At 40.1% G+C, this 15,883-nt stretch carries 16 protein-coding genes and 1 other annotated feature; of the genes, 2 read left to right on the forward strand and 14 right to left on the reverse strand.

Going from position 1 to position 15,883, the window contains the following annotated elements:
* Window positions 1-51: 51 nt before the first annotated feature.
* The 14 genes from JZO83_RS11190 to JZO83_RS11255 all read right to left on the reverse strand — a co-directional run bounded on the left by JZO83_RS11190 (window position 52) and on the right by JZO83_RS11255 (window position 13,433).
* A complete protein-coding gene (locus tag JZO83_RS11190) occupies window positions 52-1,005 on the reverse strand; it encodes a DUF1837 domain-containing protein (protein ID WP_207115793.1) in 954 nt (317 codons plus the stop codon).
* A gap of 690 nt (window positions 1,006-1,695) precedes the next feature.
* Window positions 1,696-2,049 (reverse strand): DUF4767 domain-containing protein, encoded by a 354-nt coding sequence (locus tag JZO83_RS11195; RefSeq protein ID WP_207115803.1) that lies wholly within the window; start codon window positions 2,047-2,049, stop codon window positions 1,696-1,698.
* Window positions 2,050-2,199: 150 nt separating this feature from the next.
* Window positions 2,200-3,591, reverse strand: coding sequence for a Fe-S cluster assembly protein SufB (gene sufB / locus JZO83_RS11200; protein WP_062804755.1), 1,392 nt, complete (start codon window positions 3,589-3,591; stop codon window positions 2,200-2,202).
* A gap of 4 nt (window positions 3,592-3,595) precedes the next feature.
* The gene (gene sufU / locus JZO83_RS11205) at window positions 3,596-4,066 is read right to left on the reverse strand and encodes a Fe-S cluster assembly sulfur transfer protein SufU (RefSeq protein WP_019723681.1); all 471 of its coding nucleotides are present in this window, start codon (window positions 4,064-4,066) and stop codon (window positions 3,596-3,598) included.
* Entirely contained in the window at window positions 4,053-5,288 is a 1,236-nt protein-coding gene (locus tag JZO83_RS11210) for a cysteine desulfurase (protein WP_207115794.1), read from the reverse strand. Before JZO83_RS11210 ends, sufU begins: the two co-directional genes overlap by 14 nt.
* Complete coding sequence (gene sufD, locus JZO83_RS11215; protein WP_207115795.1) at window positions 5,285-6,574, reverse strand: Fe-S cluster assembly protein SufD; 1,290 nt, start codon at window positions 6,572-6,574, stop codon at window positions 5,285-5,287. Before sufD ends, JZO83_RS11210 begins: the two co-directional genes overlap by 4 nt.
* A 14-nt stretch (window positions 6,575-6,588) precedes the next feature.
* Complete coding sequence (sufC, locus tag JZO83_RS11220; protein WP_195339005.1) at window positions 6,589-7,362, reverse strand: Fe-S cluster assembly ATPase SufC; 774 nt, start codon at window positions 7,360-7,362, stop codon at window positions 6,589-6,591.
* Between the two features lie 213 nt (window positions 7,363-7,575).
* Complete coding sequence (locus tag JZO83_RS11225) at window positions 7,576-8,424, reverse strand: MetQ/NlpA family ABC transporter substrate-binding protein (RefSeq protein WP_207115796.1); 849 nt, start codon at window positions 8,422-8,424, stop codon at window positions 7,576-7,578.
* A 23-nt stretch (window positions 8,425-8,447) separates the two neighbouring features.
* Entirely contained in the window at window positions 8,448-9,134 is a 687-nt protein-coding gene (locus JZO83_RS11230) for a methionine ABC transporter permease (protein ID WP_207115797.1), read from the reverse strand.
* Entirely contained in the window at window positions 9,127-10,161 is a 1,035-nt protein-coding gene (locus tag JZO83_RS11235; protein ID WP_206855184.1) for an ATP-binding cassette domain-containing protein, read from the reverse strand. Before JZO83_RS11235 ends, JZO83_RS11230 begins: the two co-directional genes overlap by 8 nt.
* Before the next feature lie 67 nt (window positions 10,162-10,228).
* Window positions 10,229-10,478: a binding site (T-box leader), on the reverse strand.
* Between the two features lie 67 nt (window positions 10,479-10,545).
* Window positions 10,546-10,884 (reverse strand): glycine cleavage system protein H, encoded by a 339-nt coding sequence (locus tag JZO83_RS11240; RefSeq protein WP_207115798.1) that lies wholly within the window; start codon window positions 10,882-10,884, stop codon window positions 10,546-10,548.
* Window position 10,885: 1 nt separating this feature from the next.
* Window positions 10,886-11,242 carry an arsenate reductase family protein gene (locus JZO83_RS11245; protein WP_207115799.1) on the reverse strand — a complete coding sequence of 119 codons (357 nt, stop codon included), beginning with the start codon at window positions 11,240-11,242 and terminating at the stop codon, window positions 10,886-10,888.
* 6 nt (window positions 11,243-11,248) lie between these two features.
* Window positions 11,249-12,436, reverse strand: a complete 1,188-nt coding sequence (locus tag JZO83_RS11250) for an FtsW/RodA/SpoVE family cell cycle protein (protein ID WP_206855148.1) — start codon at window positions 12,434-12,436, stop codon at window positions 11,249-11,251.
* A gap of 169 nt (window positions 12,437-12,605) precedes the next feature.
* Complete coding sequence (locus tag JZO83_RS11255; protein ID WP_207115800.1) at window positions 12,606-13,433, reverse strand: LysR family transcriptional regulator; 828 nt, start codon at window positions 13,431-13,433, stop codon at window positions 12,606-12,608.
* Between the two features lie 291 nt (window positions 13,434-13,724).
* On the opposite strand from JZO83_RS11255, the gene JZO83_RS11260 reads away from it, so the two are divergent.
* Together JZO83_RS11260 and JZO83_RS11265 are read left to right on the forward strand one after the other, a co-directional pair.
* Window positions 13,725-14,693 carry a TDT family transporter gene (locus tag JZO83_RS11260; RefSeq protein ID WP_207115801.1) on the forward strand — a complete coding sequence of 323 codons (969 nt, stop codon included), beginning with the start codon at window positions 13,725-13,727 and terminating at the stop codon, window positions 14,691-14,693.
* Between the two features lie 122 nt (window positions 14,694-14,815).
* Window positions 14,816-15,859 (forward strand): putative sulfate exporter family transporter, encoded by a 1,044-nt coding sequence (locus JZO83_RS11265; protein WP_207115802.1) that lies wholly within the window; start codon window positions 14,816-14,818, stop codon window positions 15,857-15,859.
* The last annotated feature ends 24 nt before the right edge of the window (window positions 15,860-15,883 follow it).

Raw genomic sequence — 15,883 nt, forward strand, 5'->3', positions numbered from 1 at the left:
GTCTAGTTTATTTACTTCATAAATATTTACTATATCCCAATTCACCTTTATTTAACCTCCTAATGCTTGAATCAGAGTTAATTTTGAATGCAACTTTGATATAATTTCTTTTTTACTTTTTAAAGGCATCAATATCACTATAATATTTAGTTTATTTATAAGAGGATGCTCCTTACTTTTTTCATCAAATCTTTTTTTTAATTTATAAACTTCATCTTCAAACTCTTTAGAAAATTTTTCAAAATCTAATTCATATGAATCCAGTGTCGATGTTTCGTATGCACAAAACATCGGAATTACTATATTATTTAGTTGCTCCGAGAGACTTGTATATCTATTCAACAATTCAATCCAATGTTCAGAATCAAATCCCATAGAATCCAGCATTTCATATGAATCTGTTATTCTTTTGGATATTATATTGAATTCACTATTAAAATAATCCGTATTAAAATGTTCAAAAAGATCTTGTGCTAGTGCATCAACTCCATTTATTCCACTTGTGTATATCTTAGACTCCCCAAGCCAAAGAGTCATACTTTCAGTATTAATATGTATAGAATCAAAGCCATGAACAGCGTGTCCGAATGAATCTTTAAAATGGATTTTAGCTATCAAGGGATTAGTATTAAATAAATACTTTAAAATTGAATGAAGAAATAATTCCCCAAATTCACCTCTTCTTAAATATTTATTATCAAATTTATCATCAATAGACTCACCTTTTTTATACATTTCTGCTACTTCTCTGTATTCAGTTATCTTATATATTGATTTTGCTGCCTCAACTAGAGTATTTAAAATCTCATCTTGAGGAACATTTTCACCTCTATGGAAGCCAAAAGCAAAACTTGGTATTTCTTCACACATGATTTGTACAAAATCATCAATCCTTTGCTGCAAGATGTCTTTTCCACAAATATCAAAATCAATATGATAGGAATAAAAATTAGCTTCTGATATTTTACAAGATAATATTTTCTGAATCTTATTTTTTTTGTTCATAATTACTATCCTCACATTTTTTGTTAAATATATTCTCTCATTAATAGTAAAATAACACAAGTTAGAAAAACATAAAAAAAACACCATAATATTAAAATGAAATATTTGTAGATCTGTTTCAGCTGTAATAACTCCAAAGACTATGTAATACTTTTTAATGATTTTCAACCAAAATCTATTTTTCGTTTCATTTACATATGAAACACAAAAAACCTTGTATATCAATATTTATAAAGCTGTGTTTCATTTCGTTTCATATATCAAAATTTATTAACCTTTTTCAAAAGCCAAAAAAAGAGTAATCCAGGTGAGCCATATAAATCTTTTAAAGGATACCCTTAGTACCGTCAAATAACAACAAGGTGTGGTTATCTATTCTATTCATTCTATTCATCTTATAATTCTACCAAAGTTATGATCAGCTTGAGTTGGTTGTCCATCAACTCAAGTAAGAGCGTAATCCGTTTTCAGTGGCTTTTTTAAGCTTACTGTTATCTCTTCTCCCACTTTCTGCTGAACAGATAAACTAATTGACTTCAGATATTCAATTGCTTCTGATATAGCTTGCTTATCATTTGAAATAGACTCATCAACATAATAAGTAATCCTTGTTGTACCATTGCTATCATTTACAGCTGTTAGATGGACTTTATAAGGCTAATGACCATAGTTACTGATAAAGTAGCTGAGTTACTCATCTTTGGACACTTTTGATTTCACATCATCAAACCCTATACTACTATTCACAATATTACTAAAACCATCTCTAAGTTCTTTAATCTCTGTTTCTTTAAAGTATAAGTAATTATTCGGATTCCCTTGATTCTGACTAGTTATTAATACTTTGGCTACTCCTGAATTAATGGTAAAGAAGTAAACATGCTTCGGTAAGAAATCTTGTGTATCTGCATCCAAATAAACTACTACTAAAGAATAACCTGATTCTTTTTCACTACTTTCTGACCAGTTTAAAACTATTGGTGTGTTATCACATTTATTGTTATTAAGAACCGAGTCAGGGAGTTGTAAACCGTATAAACCAATCTAATTATTCGGACTTCATTGTTTATACATCTGATCATTGCTTGTTCCCAAGTATTCATAAAGCAATTAAGCTGGGGCATTTCTAGTATACAGCCAAAACAAAAAAGCTAGAACCCTTATATATCAAGGTTTCTAGCTCCTATAACATGGTTACCCAACTGACCCTTCCATCTCATAACTAATCAACCGGTTCAACTCTACCGCATATTCCATCGGTAGTTCTTTTGTGAATGGTTCGACGAAGCCCATGACGATCATTTCGGTGGCTTCGGATTCGGTCAAGCCGCGGCTCATGAGGTAGTAGAGTTGTTCTTCTGAGATTTTGGAGACTTTTGCTTCGTGTTCTAGCGAGACTTGGCTGTTGTGGATCTCGTTGAATGGGATGGTATCCGATTTGGACCATTCGTCCATGATGATGGTATCGCATTCGATGTGAGAGATCGAGCCGGCACTGTCTTTTGCAAAGGTGACTTGGCCTCGGTAGTTTACTTCGCCGCCGTCTTTTGAAATTGATTTTGAGACGATTGAGCTTGAAGTGTTTGGTGCGTTGTGGATCATTTTTGCGCCTGTGTCTTGGATTTGGTTGGCTCCGGCAAATGCGATGGATAGCATGGTGCCACGTGCGCCTCGTCCGTCTAAGTAGACGCTTGGGTATTTCATGGTTGTTTTGGCTCCTAAGTTGCCGTCGATCCATTCAACGGTTGCGCCTTCGTAGGCTTTTGCTCGTTTGGTTACGAGGTTATAGACGTTGTCTGACCAGTTTTGGATCGTTGTATAGCGGCAGTAGCCGTCTTTACGGGTAAAGATTTCCACGATGGCTGCGTGTAGGCTGTTGCTTGAATAGGTTGGTGCAGTACAGCCTTCGACATAGTGGATGCTTGCGCCTTCGTCAACGATGATTAATGTACGTTCGAATTGGCCGGTGTTTTCGGCATTGATTCGGAAGTAAGTTTGTAATGGGACATCGACTTTGACGCCTTTTGGTACATAGATAAAGGTACCGCCTGACCAAACAGCTGAGTTTAATGCGGCTAGTTTGTTGTCTGTTGGTGGCACAAGTTTTGAAAAGTATTCTTTGAATAGTTCAGGATACTCTTTTAGTGCAGAATCTGTATCGGTAAAGACGATGCCGAGTTTTTCGAATTCGTCTTTCATATTGTGGTACACGACTTCTGATTCGTATTGGGCAGAAGCGCCGGCTAAGTAAGCACGTTCGGCTTCTGGGATACCGATTCGTTCAAAGGTTTCTTTGATTTTTTCTGGTACGTCATCCCAATCGCGGGCAGGTCGGTCACTTGGTTTTTGATAGTATTTGATTGCATTGAAATCAATGTCAGATAAGTCAGGGCCCCAGTCTTGCATGGGCATTTTGTTGAATGCTTCTAGGGATTTCAAACGGAACTCTAACATCCATTCTGGTTCTTCTTTGATTCGTGACATTTCCCGAACGACTTCTTCGGTCAAGCCTTCTCCTGTACTAAAAACGGGTTCCACGTCGTCATGGAAACCAAATTTATATTCTTCTAATTCTGGTACGCCCATTTGCTCACTCCTTTTCCTTGTGCTCATGATGGACGGTTGCAGTACCGTCTTCTTCCATTGCTTTGCCTAGTGCTTTCCAGGCAAGTGTCGCGCATTTGATGCGAGCGGGGAATTTTGCGACGCCACTTAACATGGCGGCGTCCCCTAGTGGTTCAAGGTCTGCGACTTCTTTTCCTTGGACGAGTAGTAAAAAGTCGTCCGTCAATTGCTCTGCTTCTGCAATTGTTTTGCCAATGACAGCGTCTGTCATCATCGAAGCACTGGCTGTACTGATGGAACAACCACTGCCATCAAAGGCAATATTGTTGATTTTGCCGTCTTTGATCTCGACTTGTAATTCAATGACATCCCCACAGGTGGGATTGTTCATTTCGATCGTGTTTGTAGATTCCGTCAATTTGCCACGATGATGTGGATGGGATGAATGATCTAAAATCACGTGACGGTAAAGATTGTCTAATTTAGATAGCGCCATGTTGGAAAAACTCCTTTGTTGCAAGGATTGCTTGGACTAAACGATCGGCATCTGCTTTTGTGTTATAAAGGTAAAAGCTAGCACGAGCTGTCGCAGCAACGCCTAGATACTTCAATAATGGTTGGGCGCAATGGTGACCGGCACGAACAGCGACGCCTTCCATATCAAGGGCTGTCGCAACATCATGGGGATGTAGATTTTCTAAATTAAAGGAAATCACGCCTGTACGATGCGCTGGGTCTTTTGGTCCGTAGATCGTCAAGCCTTCGATGGCTTGTAGTTTTGGTAAGACATACCCAACTAGTTCGGCTTCATATTGATGGATGCCTGCTAAACCAATGGATTCAAGATAATCGATGGCTGCGCCGAGTGCGATCACACCGGCAATGTTTGGTGTGCCTGCTTCAAATTTCCATGGAAGTTCTTTCCATGTGCTGTCTTGTAGGCCCACAAAGTCGATCATTTCTCCACCGAATTCAACGGGTTCCATTTGTTCCAACCATTTCCGTTTTCCATATAATACACCTGTTCCGGTCGTTGCGCACATCTTATGTCCGCTAAAGGCAAAGAAATCACAGTCTAAAGATTGGACGTCGATTTTGATATGTGGGGCAGATTGTGCGCCATCCACAACCAAAATCCCGCCTTTTTCATGAACGATCGTTGCCAACTCTTGGATCGGATTGATGACACCTAATACATTGGATGCATGGGCGACAGATACGATTTTTGTCTTTTCTGTGATGATCGATGCAGCATGTTCAAGGTCAAGAAATCCTTCTTCGGTCAATTCGATGTATTTCAAACTGGCACCAGTTCGTTTTGCCAGTTGTTGCCAAGGAATGATGTTGGAATGATGCTCCATATAAGAGATCACGATCTCATCACCGGCTTTGACAAAGGCGTCACCGTAGCTTTGTGCTACCCAGTTCAAACTGGTGGTCGTTCCACGTGTGAAAATGATCTCGGCAGTCTCTTGGGCATTCAAAAAACGGCGAACTTTTTCTCTGGCAGCTTCATAATCATGGGTTGCTCGCTCGGCTAACGTATGCACGCCACGATGGACGTTGGCATTGTTGGCGGAGTAATAATGAGTCATGGTCGCTAACACTTGTTTTGGTTTTTGCGTAGTCGCTGCATTGTCTAAATACACCAAGGGTTCGTCATTGACTTCCTGAAATAAAATTGGGAAATCTTGACGGATTTGTTCTGGAGAAATCATACATTTAACTTCCCTTCAATAACTGCCACTAGTTCTTTGCGCACCGCTTCTACTGGGATCGCAGTTAGGACAGAGCCTAAGAAACCACGAATGACCAAACGTTCTGCTTCTTCTTTTCGTAAGCCGCGACTCATCAAATAATACATTTCTTCTGGATCGACACGACCGACACTTGCGGCATGTCCTGCTGTGACTTCGTGTTCATCGATCAACAAGATCGGATTGGCATCGCCTCGTGCTTTGTCTGAAAGCATCAAGACACGGCTTTCTTGTTGAGCATCGGCGCCTTTGGCTTTTTTCAAGATATGACCGATTCCATTGAATGTCAACGTTCCGCGTTCTCGAATCACGCCATGTTGCAAGATATGACCGATCGTATGTGGTGCTTTGTTTGTCACACGGGTATCGATTCCTTGCGTTTGTTTTCCTGAGCTGATCGCAACGATCTTGACTTCAGCATGTCCACCCTCACCGACTAGATCTGAATCAAAATCAGCAACGATATTGCCGTCATTCATGACTCCTATTGCCCAGTCTACAAAGGCATCACGTAAAATGTGGCCACGACGGTTCATATAAGCCGTGACGTTTACGCCTAATTGATCGACTGCTGCATATTTGACTTTTGCGCCAGCTTTGGCAATGACTTCGACGATGATGTTCCCAGAGATTTTTTGTAATTCTTCTCCAGTTGTTTGGAAACGTTCCAAGTAAGAGAATTCACTATGTTCATCTGCGACGATCAGTACGTGTTTAAAGAAGTGTTGCGATAATGCGCCCTCTTGGATAAACAAGGATTCGATCGGTTCTTTGATCACTACGTTTTTTGGTACATATAAGAACAAGCCACTGTTCATGAATGCCGCATGAAGCGCAGTTAGTTGATCTTCATCCATTTCGACAGCTTTTGTCATGTAATACTCTTGGACTAATTCAGGGTATTCTTGCATCGCAGTGAAAAGATCTGTGAAGATCACTCCTTGTTCCGCAAGTTCGGCAGATAATTGTTCAAAGACAGTCAGGGTACCTTGTTGCACGACTAATGGGTTGTCTTTCATCGCATCGAATGCAGCAACATTCCCTGTTTCAGGTGTCTTGTCAGTCAACTCATTGATTGAAAATAATGGCCAACGATGGAATTTCACACGCTCGATTTGTGGCAAGGGTAATTCATCTGCTTTTTTCAACGCCTCTTGACGAAGCGTCGTCATCCATTCTGGTTCGCCTTTACTGAATGAAAAATCTGTGACAGCGTCAAGATGATCGAGCCATTTATTGTCTTTCATAGATGTGCTCCTCCTTACGCTTCTTCTTCTTTGTAGTCGATTCCTAATTCTTTACTGATGCCCGCATATCCTTCGGCTTCTAGACGTTTTGCTAGATCTGCACTGCCAGTCATCACGACACGACCTTCCATCATGATGTGGACCACGTCAGGTGTGATGTAGTTTAACAAGCGTTGGTAGTGGGTGATGATCAACGCGCCAAAGTTGTCGCCACGCATTTCGTTCACACCTTTTGCTACGACTTTCAGTGCATCGATATCTAAACCAGAATCGATTTCATCTAAAATCGCAAATGTTGGTTCTAACATCAATAATTGTAAGATCTCATTTCGTTTTTTCTCCCCACCAGAAAAGCCTTCGTTCAAATAACGTTCAGCCATTTCTTCTGGCATATTCAAAAGTGCCATTTTTTCATCTAATTTTTTCAAAAATGACATGACAGAAATCTTGTCGTCTTCTGGGCGAGTCGCATTGATGGCTGCACGCATAAATTCGGCATTGGTGATTCCTGGGATCTCACTTGGGTATTGCATGGCTAAAAATAGTCCTAAACGCGCACGTTCGTCTACTTCTAGCTCTAAGACATTTTGTCCATCAAAAAGGATTTCTCCTTCAGTTACTTCATAATTCGGATTTCCCATGATCGCAGCAGACAAGGTCGATTTACCTGTTCCGTTCGGACCCATGATGGCATGGATTTCCCCTGTTTTCATTGTTAAATTCACGCCTTTAAGGATCTTCTTGTCCTCAATCGACACATGTAGGTTTTTTATTTCTAAGACAGACATGCAAATTCCCTCCATATTCTGATTCGTTCTCACTTATTTTAGACTAATTGAGAATGAAGCGCAACGCCTCAACCAGTTAAAAATGTCATAATTTCGATTTATTTCAAATAAATCATCGTTTTTAATTGATAATCTTTATAAACTAAATAAAATAATTTCTGTTCGTTTTTTTCTCAAAAAAAGTCTGGGAAAAATTCCCAGACTTTACCTATTTTATTTCGCATCCGCATCGACAGATTTCACGGAGCCTTCCCATTGTTCTTCGATCCATTGACGAACGTCTTCTTGATGTAGCACTTCGATCAATTTTTTGATCTTGTCGCTGTCTTCGTCGCCTTTACGTGTCGCAATGATGTTGACATATGGTGAGTTGTCTTTTTCAAGTAATACCGCATCTTCTAACGGATTCAATCCTGCACCGTAAGCAAAGTTTGCGTTGATAGCCACTAGATCGCCTTCGTCATTTTGGTAAGTAGAAGCCAATAATGCTGGATCGATCGTATGATTGAATTTTAAGTTTTTAGGATTTTCATCAATATCATCAAATGTTGCTGTTTCTAAATCAACACCGTCTTTGACTGTAACTAAACCAGCGTCTTTCAAGATCGTGATGATACGGCCCCAGTCAGATTCTGAGTTTGATGTGATGATCGTTGCGCCATCTTCTAATTCAGAAATGTCTTTGATTTTTTGTGAGTACAAGCCCATTGGTTCGATGTGGACAGCACCTGCATTGACAAAATCGTACCCTTTTTCTTCAATTTCTTTGTTCAAGTAAGGAATGTGCTGGAAATAGTTCGCATCGATGTCGCCTTCTGATAATGCTTGGTTTGGCAAGACATAGTCGTCAAATTTGACGATCTCTAAATCAATGCCTTCGTCTTTCAAGATTGGCTTCACATGCTCTAAGATTTCCGCATGTGGTGTTGGTGATGCGCCGATTTTCAAGGTTGTATCGTCTGATGCATTTGATGAATCACTACTGCTTCCGCCGTTTCCACATGCGGCTAATCCGACTGTCAGTAAAAGTGTTGCTGCAAATCCAAAAATTTTCTTTTTCATATCCTATATCCTCCTATTTCCTACTATCTTTTATCTGTTTTCTTCGTTAAGAAATCCCCGATTCCTTGAACAATAAATACGATGACTAAAATAATCAAAGTAGCGACAAAAGTCACTGTTAAATTACCACGTTGGTAACCTTCTTGCCAAGCCAAGCCACCTAGACCGCCGGCACCGATTGCTCCTGCCATGGCAGTAAAACCGATCATTGAGATCGTGGTAACAGTCAAGCCTGAGATCAAAGCTGGCACACTTTCAGGGATCAAGACTTTCCAAATGATTTCCCAATAGCTTGCGCCCATCGCATCCGCGGCTTCTAACACGCCAGGACTGACTTCTCGAAAGGCGATTTCTACAAGCCGAGCATAAAAAGGTGCAGCGGATAAGACTAGCGCTGGAATCGCTGCTTGTGCGCCTAGCATCGTTCCCACGATGGCTTTCGTAAAGGGAATGATCAAGACCATCAAGATCATGAATGGTGTCGAACGGAAAATATTACTGATGATCGAAACGATTCCGTAAATGATCCGTGCATAAGGTTTGTTTTTACGACCGATCGAATAAAGGATCAAACCGAGGATCAACCCGATAAGTGTCACTAAAACCATGGAGATCAACGTCATGTATAACGTGTCCATGATGGCTTGTTGCATCGTTTCCATGTTGATTTGGCTGAAATCAAGGTACGTTTCTGTGAAGCTTTTATCCATGATGGATCACCTCCACTCCGACGCCTTGTTCTTTAATGAAAGTTTCTGCTTGGTCCAATTCTTTTTCCTCTCCGATCATCAAGGTAGTCAGCGAGCCAAACGAGCCTTCTTTCGTTTGTTTGATTTTCCCATAAACGACGTTGATATCGACATTGTAGCGACGGATCGCTTGAGAAATCACTGGTTCGTTGGCATTTGTTTCATTGAAAGTCAATGTCACTAAACGACCATCAGGATTTTCTTTGATCAACTCTGCCAATAATTCCGTAGATTCAGCTTCTGGTTCGATGTCTTGTTGGACGAAGCGTTTTGTCACTTCTTGTTGTGGATGACGAAAGACGGATAGCGCATCGCCTTCTTCAACGACTTGCCCACGTTCCATTACTGCTACCTTGTTACAGATTTTACGGATAACGTTCATTTCATGCGTGATCAACACGATCGTTAAGTTCAATTTTTTATTGATTGCCAACAATAGATCTAAGACTTCTTCTGTTGTTTGCGGGTCTAACGCACTAGTGGCTTCATCACAAAGTAAGATTTCCGGATCATTTGCTAACGCACGAGCAATTCCGACTCTTTGTTTTTGTCCACCGGATAATTGTGCAGGATAGGCTTGGCCTCGTCCTTCTAAACCGACTAAACGGAGCAATTCTTCTGCTCTTTCTTTCCGTTGTTGTTTCGGCACACCGGCTAATTCTAGCGGTAACTGGATATTTTCTAATACGGTACGTGACCACAACAAGTTGAAATGTTGAAAAATCATGCCGATTTTTTTACGAAAAACTCGTAATTCTTTGTTTTTTAATTTGGTAATGTCCTGGTCGTTGACAATTACTTGACCATCTGTAGGTAATTCCAAGCCATTCAACAAACGGACTAAAGTACTCTTACCCGCACCGGAATAACCGACGATACCGTAAATGTCACCTTGTTCCACTTGTAGTGAAACGTCGTTGATAGCGTGGATCGTACCATGTTTTCCGCCAAATGTTTTCTTGACATTCGTCAATTGAATCAATGACATATCGTTCACATCTTTCTTTTCTGATTTTCTCTTAGGCAACAAAAAAACTTCCGTCCTTTGCGCTTAGCAAAAGGACGAAAGTTTAGACTTCCGTGTGACCACCTTGATTCGCTGCTATTTCACAATAACAACCTCGATCAGTACTTGACTTTAGTCGCATACTGCTGTGCTATAACGGGCACTCCCGTAGTCAGTTTGCTTGCGCTCACTCACTCTGCTCTAAGACCATCTTCCATCTCATTTCCGTTACCCTTTCACAGCAAACCGGGCTCTCTTGAAACATCTGTGACATGTACTCTTCTTATCAAAGCTTTCGTTATGATTGTTTATGATTATAGCAGTTACAAGAATCGGTGTCAAACGTTTATTTGAACACTTTCGTTCTTATAATGCGTCGAATTCTGCTGCATCGACATCTTTAAAACTCAATAACCAAGCAGTCATTTCATCTTCATCATTCAAAACTGCGATATTTTCGCCGATTTTTTCATTGACAGATGAAACTGTTCCTGACAATGGACTTGCAAATTCAGTCACTGCTTTTTCTGCTTCTACTTCAACTAGTGCATCGCCTGCTTGATAGGATTTGCCGATTTTCGGTAAGTTAGCAAATGTGATCTCGCCTAGATCTTCTTGCGCTTCTTTTGTCAAACCTACGCAGTATTCTTTTCCATTAAATAAAATCCAAAGGTTATCTTTCTTCTTTAAGTGTTTCCCAGCCATTTTAATTAAATGCTCCTTCATATATTTTTTCGTTAAAACCGATTGTGACTAATTGATTGTCTTTGACGATCAATGGTCGTTTGATCAACATGCCATCTGTCGCTAACAGCTGACTTGCTTCTGCGATCGATAGTTCGTCGATTTGATCTTTTAGACCAAGTTCACGATACTTCATCCCGCTTGTATTAAAGACGCGGCGAAGCGCCACATCTGAATGCTTCAACCATGATTCGATCGTTTCTGCTGTAGGGGTATCTTTGACCATATCGACCGCTTGATACGCCACTTGATGATTGTCGAGCCAAGCCTTAGCTTTTCGACAAGTCGAACATTTTGGGTACTCATAAAAAGTAAACAACTTGTGTTACCTCCTAGATTTTTTTACCGGTGCTTCGTTTTGATAACGCATGGATAAAATCAATCCGATCCCGATCATATTTCCTAAGATCGATGAACCACCTTGACTGATAAATGGTAATGGAATCCCTGTTAATGGTAGTAAACCGATATTTGCCCCAATGTTTTCAAAAACATGGAATAGGAGCATCATGATCAAACCACTTGCGATATACGCATAAAACTCATTATTGGTATCGAAACAGACACGTATCATACGATAAATCAAAATAAAATACAAGAAAATGACAAACGCGCCACCGATAAACCCAAAATTCTCACCGATGACAGTAAAAATCATATCTGATTCTCTGACTGGCACATAGATGTTGCTGACGTTGAAGCCTTTTCCGAACATCCCACCTGTCCCGATTGCTAAAATCCCTTGGGCCGGTTGGAAACTAAAGCCTGACGTATCATGAAATGGATCAAGCCATGAATCGATCCGAGCAAATTGGTAAGACTTAAACCCTACAGTATAAAGAAATTCTCTTCCTGATTCTGTCGTTACAAGAAAAATCGTGCCAGCACCGACAATAAATGCAAAAGCAAAAACCGGTCCGATGATTTTCCAAGAAATCCCTGACATCAAAAAGACGCCACCAAAAATTGCTAGAAAGACAAGCATCGTTCCGAAGTCTCGTTGTGCCATGACTAAGGTGATCACAGGGATCGAAATGATCATCAGTTTCGCAATCAGCCAAAAATCAGATTTGAGTGTCCGAACTTTGACTTGGGTGTTGTGCTTCGTTACGATCAATGCCAACATCAAAATATAGGCAATCTTCATCAGCTCGGCTGGTTGGAAAGTGACATTACCGAAGCGGAACCAGTTTTTTGAACCGGTACTTGCTGCTAAGTTCTGATCGTAAAACTTCAAAAGCAAACCCATGACCAGTAACCCTGCCCCATACAGATAAGGCGTTAATTTCCATATCCATTTCGAGTTGATCCGCATGACGACGGCAATCGCGATCGCGCCAACGATGTACCAAATGATTTGCATGCCCACACCTCTAGCCACTGAAGGCCCGTTTGGATCGTGTGTCAATGCAACATATAAGGATAAAATCCCAATCAAACATAATAAAAATACCGGTAGAATGACTCCGTAATCGATACGGTTATCATTTGAAGTTTTTATTTTTTTTTCCATTTTTCATCCCTTTTCCTAAAAACCATACTGCCCTATATTATAGCTGTCTCCTTCTATAAATGAAAGCCAAAGCAAATGAGATTTGCGAAAAATTAATCTTATTCGTTTCTCTTTATTCTTTCTTAAGATAAAAGCGAGAGAAGCACAAAAATGAAGGACTAAGTTCTCTTTATTTTTGGATCATCTTTTCCTTTTCATAAAAGTTCAGGATCTCATTTCCTACTTCTAATAGGCGTTCAGAAGTCAGATGGGTCCGCTGGATCAAATAAAACTGCCGAGATTCAGCTAACGGTTCAACGTGTACTCCTGCTGGCACTGCTCGTTTAGATAACAAAGAACGACCAATTCCTTCTTTCAACATCGCCACAATCACTTCATTGCTTTTTACGAGCATTTTCTTTCCTTGGATATTCTTTTCTTCAAAATAGCGTTGCGTGTAATGAAACACGCCTGAAGACGTTTCTCTGACTAACCACAGTTCGCTCTTGGGATCACCTGCGACGACTAATTCGTCTTCAAGCAAAGAAAATCGTTGGACTCCTGTTGTTTCTAAAGGTTTTTCGATAAAACCAAAATCAGCTTCATGTTTTGCCACTTGATCCAAACTTTCATGAGAATTTGCAAAAGCAATCGAGAAGTTGATTTTTGGAAAACGCACGATCAATTCTTTCATCAATTGGGGCAATACATAAACAGCAAACGTATGGGAAGCAACGATCCGGCACATTTCCTCCTCATTTTTTTCATCCGCTAATTGTTGTTGTGTCTTTTCCCATTCTTCTAATAAGACCAGTGTCCGTTCATACAGTAAATCAGCTTGCTTTGTCGGCTTCATTTCCTGTCGCCCATTGCGTTGGAAAAGCTCCACCCCTAAATCTCGTTCCAATTGTTTGATCTGATTTGAGACAGCAGGTTGAGACAAATAGAGCAATTCAGCGGTTCGAGAAAAATTTCTTGTTTCATAGACGACACGAAAAGTTGTTAATAATTTAAACATCTAACCACTTCCATTATCTTTTTTTATAGTAACTATAATAACTATTTGATTTAAATATATCAAAAAGACTCTATAATGAACAGTGTAAGGAAACGGTTGTGAGACCTTCAGTTACACACACCGCACAACCTTCCAGACAGCTTACTGCAACGATAAGGAGAAGTATCCATGCGATTTGTTTTTTCCCATTGAAAAACTTTACTATTCTTCGTAACAAGCAGTTTTCATCGTTGGCTACTTATCGTTGCAACGAGCTTGTCTTTTATTTTTTAGCGAAAAGGAGAGTAATGTATGAAGTATTTCTTGAAGATTGTTCCGATCCCGATCTGTGGGTTGATCCTTGGATTAACTTCTTTAGGGAATCTTTTAAAAGACTATCATCTGACACATGTAGGGAATTTCGTTGGCGCGATCGGTATGCTATTGATGCTGTTGATCATCGGCAAACTGGTTCTATTGTTTGAACACACGAGACAACATTTATATGACCCAATCGTCGCTTCTGTTTCGCCAACCTTTACGATGTCTTTGATGGTCATTTGCACCTATTTTATTTCTTTCAAATCAATTGCGCCCATTGTGAAGTTGATTTGGTTAGCGGCAGTGATTTTCCAAATCGTTTTGGTTCTTTACTTTAATTACCATCATGTGGTAAAAGCTGATTTGTCATTGGAAGCTATTTATCCAAGCTGGTTTATCGTGTATGTTGGTTTTGGTGTCATCACAGTAACCGCAGGAAACTTTTCTCCTATGATTGGTAAGATTTTCTTTTGGCTTTCTTTAGCTTGTTATGTCATCTTGTTACCAGTGATCATCCACCGGATTTTCTTTATTAAAAAAATGGCACAGCCAACCTTGCCATTGATTGCGATTCTCGCAGCACCCGGTTCATTGTGTCTCACTGGTTACTTAAAAAACTTTGCAGATCCAAATCTTGCCTTAGTTGTCACACTGTTCCTTGTTTCTCAAGTTCTTTACTTTATCGTTTTAGCTATGCTGCCACGTTTATTATTACTCGATTTTTATCCAAGTTACGCAGCATTTACTTTCCCACTGGTGATCTCTGCAACAGCAATATTTACTGCGACAGCTTATTTCCATCAATTAGGCTTTGCGACAGGGATCTTGGACGGATTGAAAGTCATCGAATGCTTGATTGCTTGCGGTATGATCGTTTACGTTTTAGGACACTATACCATCTATTTAATAAAAGAACATAGTCAACATAAACATCACCTTTCAAAGGGATTGATAGAATAAACCTCCCCTTCTGTCTTTTTCGTTCGGTAAAAAGGCAGAAGTTTTTTTTACATTCACTAAGAAAGGATTAAATGATACTATATTTTAGACATACTTTTTCTTACATGAAAGGAAACAATCAAATGAATGCTTTATTTAATTATATAAAAACGTTGAAAAAATTTGGTGCCCGGAAAATTCTACCCGGCCTACTACTCGCCTTTTCTGTCGCCGTCATCAGTCGGCTACTAGCGCCCTTCGTCCCTCATCTCGGTGCCGGGACAGTTGCGATTTTACTTGGTATCATTTTAGGAAACACACTTTTCAAGCAACCTAAACTTGCTGTTGGAACAAAATTTGCCGAAAGTAAACTATTGGAATGTTCCGTTTTCTTACTTGGTGCGACTGTCACGATCCAAACCATCGCACAAATTGGTATCAAAGGTGTTACTTTTGTACTTCTACAAATGACTGTTACGATTATCGGCGCTTATTTTATTGGTAAGAAATTATTGTTTAGTGACACCTTCTCCTTGATGATGGCTGGCGGGAACGCCATTTGTGGTTCTTCAGCCATTGCCTCGATCGCCCCCGTGATCCATGCCGATGATGAAGAAAAAGGCCAAGTCATCACATTAGTCAATCTGCTCGGAACGGTGATGATGTTGACACTTCCTTTCTTAGGCCTACAATTATTCGGTGGTAATTTGATTGAAAAAAGTGCCCTTCTTGGTGGAACTTTGCAATCGGTCGGACAAGTTGTTGCTGGTGCAAGTTTATTGGATGCTTCAGTCGTGCAATTTGCGATGCTGTTTAAAATCATGCGGATCATGATGCTCGTGGTCGTAGTCTATCTCTTTGAAAAATTTATGACAAAAAAACAACCAGTTGCCCCTTCTGCGTATACGCCGAAAAACAACAGACGAAAACTACCACTACCATGGTACGTCTTAGGCTTCTTGATTGTTTGCTTGATCAACAGCTTTTTCACCATTCCCCATGTGATCGATCAAAGCGCTAGTTTTATTAGCGGATGGTTCGAAGTCACTGCATTAGCAGCCATTGGTTTGCGTTTGGATTTCGCAAAATTCATGAAAGAAGGCACGCGTTTCTTGACGTATGGCTTAACTGTTGGACTCTTGCAAACGATCATGGCGTTATTCTTTATTTGGTTGATCAAACTATAAGACGAAAAAACATCAACACGCTGA

The organism is Enterococcus sp. DIV1298c, from assembly GCF_017316315.1.
GTDB lineage: Bacteria > Bacillota > Bacilli > Lactobacillales > Enterococcaceae > Enterococcus_B > Enterococcus_B mangumiae.

Bases quoted from the DNA above. Each gene is read 5' to 3' on its own strand.
- JZO83_RS11190 (WP_207115793.1), bottom strand. From the start codon at position 1,005: ATGAACAAAAAAAATAAGATTCAGAAAATATTATCTTGTAAAATATCA.
- sufB (WP_062804755.1), bottom strand. From the start codon at position 3,591: ATGGGCGTACCAGAATTAGAAGAATATAAATTTGGTTTCCATGACGAC.
- sufU (WP_019723681.1), bottom strand. From the start codon at position 4,066: ATGGCGCTATCTAAATTAGACAATCTTTACCGTCACGTGATTTTAGAT.
- JZO83_RS11210 (WP_207115794.1), bottom strand. From the start codon at position 5,288: ATGATTTCTCCAGAACAAATCCGTCAAGATTTCCCAATTTTATTTCAG.
- sufD (WP_207115795.1), bottom strand. From the start codon at position 6,574: ATGAAAGACAATAAATGGCTCGATCATCTTGACGCTGTCACAGATTTT.
- sufC (WP_195339005.1), bottom strand. From the start codon at position 7,362: ATGTCTGTCTTAGAAATAAAAAACCTACATGTGTCGATTGAGGACAAG.
- JZO83_RS11225 (WP_207115796.1), bottom strand. From the start codon at position 8,424: ATGAAAAAGAAAATTTTTGGATTTGCAGCAACACTTTTACTGACAGTC.
- JZO83_RS11230 (WP_207115797.1), bottom strand. From the start codon at position 9,134: ATGGATAAAAGCTTCACAGAAACGTACCTTGATTTCAGCCAAATCAAC.
- JZO83_RS11235 (WP_206855184.1), bottom strand. From the start codon at position 10,161: ATGTCATTGATTCAATTGACGAATGTCAAGAAAACATTTGGCGGAAAA.
- JZO83_RS11240 (WP_207115798.1), bottom strand. From the start codon at position 10,884: ATGGCTGGGAAACACTTAAAGAAGAAAGATAACCTTTGGATTTTATTT.
- JZO83_RS11250 (WP_206855148.1), bottom strand. From the start codon at position 12,436: ATGGAAAAAAAAATAAAAACTTCAAATGATAACCGTATCGATTACGGA.
- JZO83_RS11255 (WP_207115800.1), bottom strand. From the start codon at position 13,433: ATGTTTAAATTATTAACAACTTTTCGTGTCGTCTATGAAACAAGAAAT.
- JZO83_RS11260 (WP_207115801.1), top strand. From the start codon at position 13,725: ATGAAGTATTTCTTGAAGATTGTTCCGATCCCGATCTGTGGGTTGATC.
- JZO83_RS11265 (WP_207115802.1), top strand. From the start codon at position 14,816: ATGAATGCTTTATTTAATTATATAAAAACGTTGAAAAAATTTGGTGCC.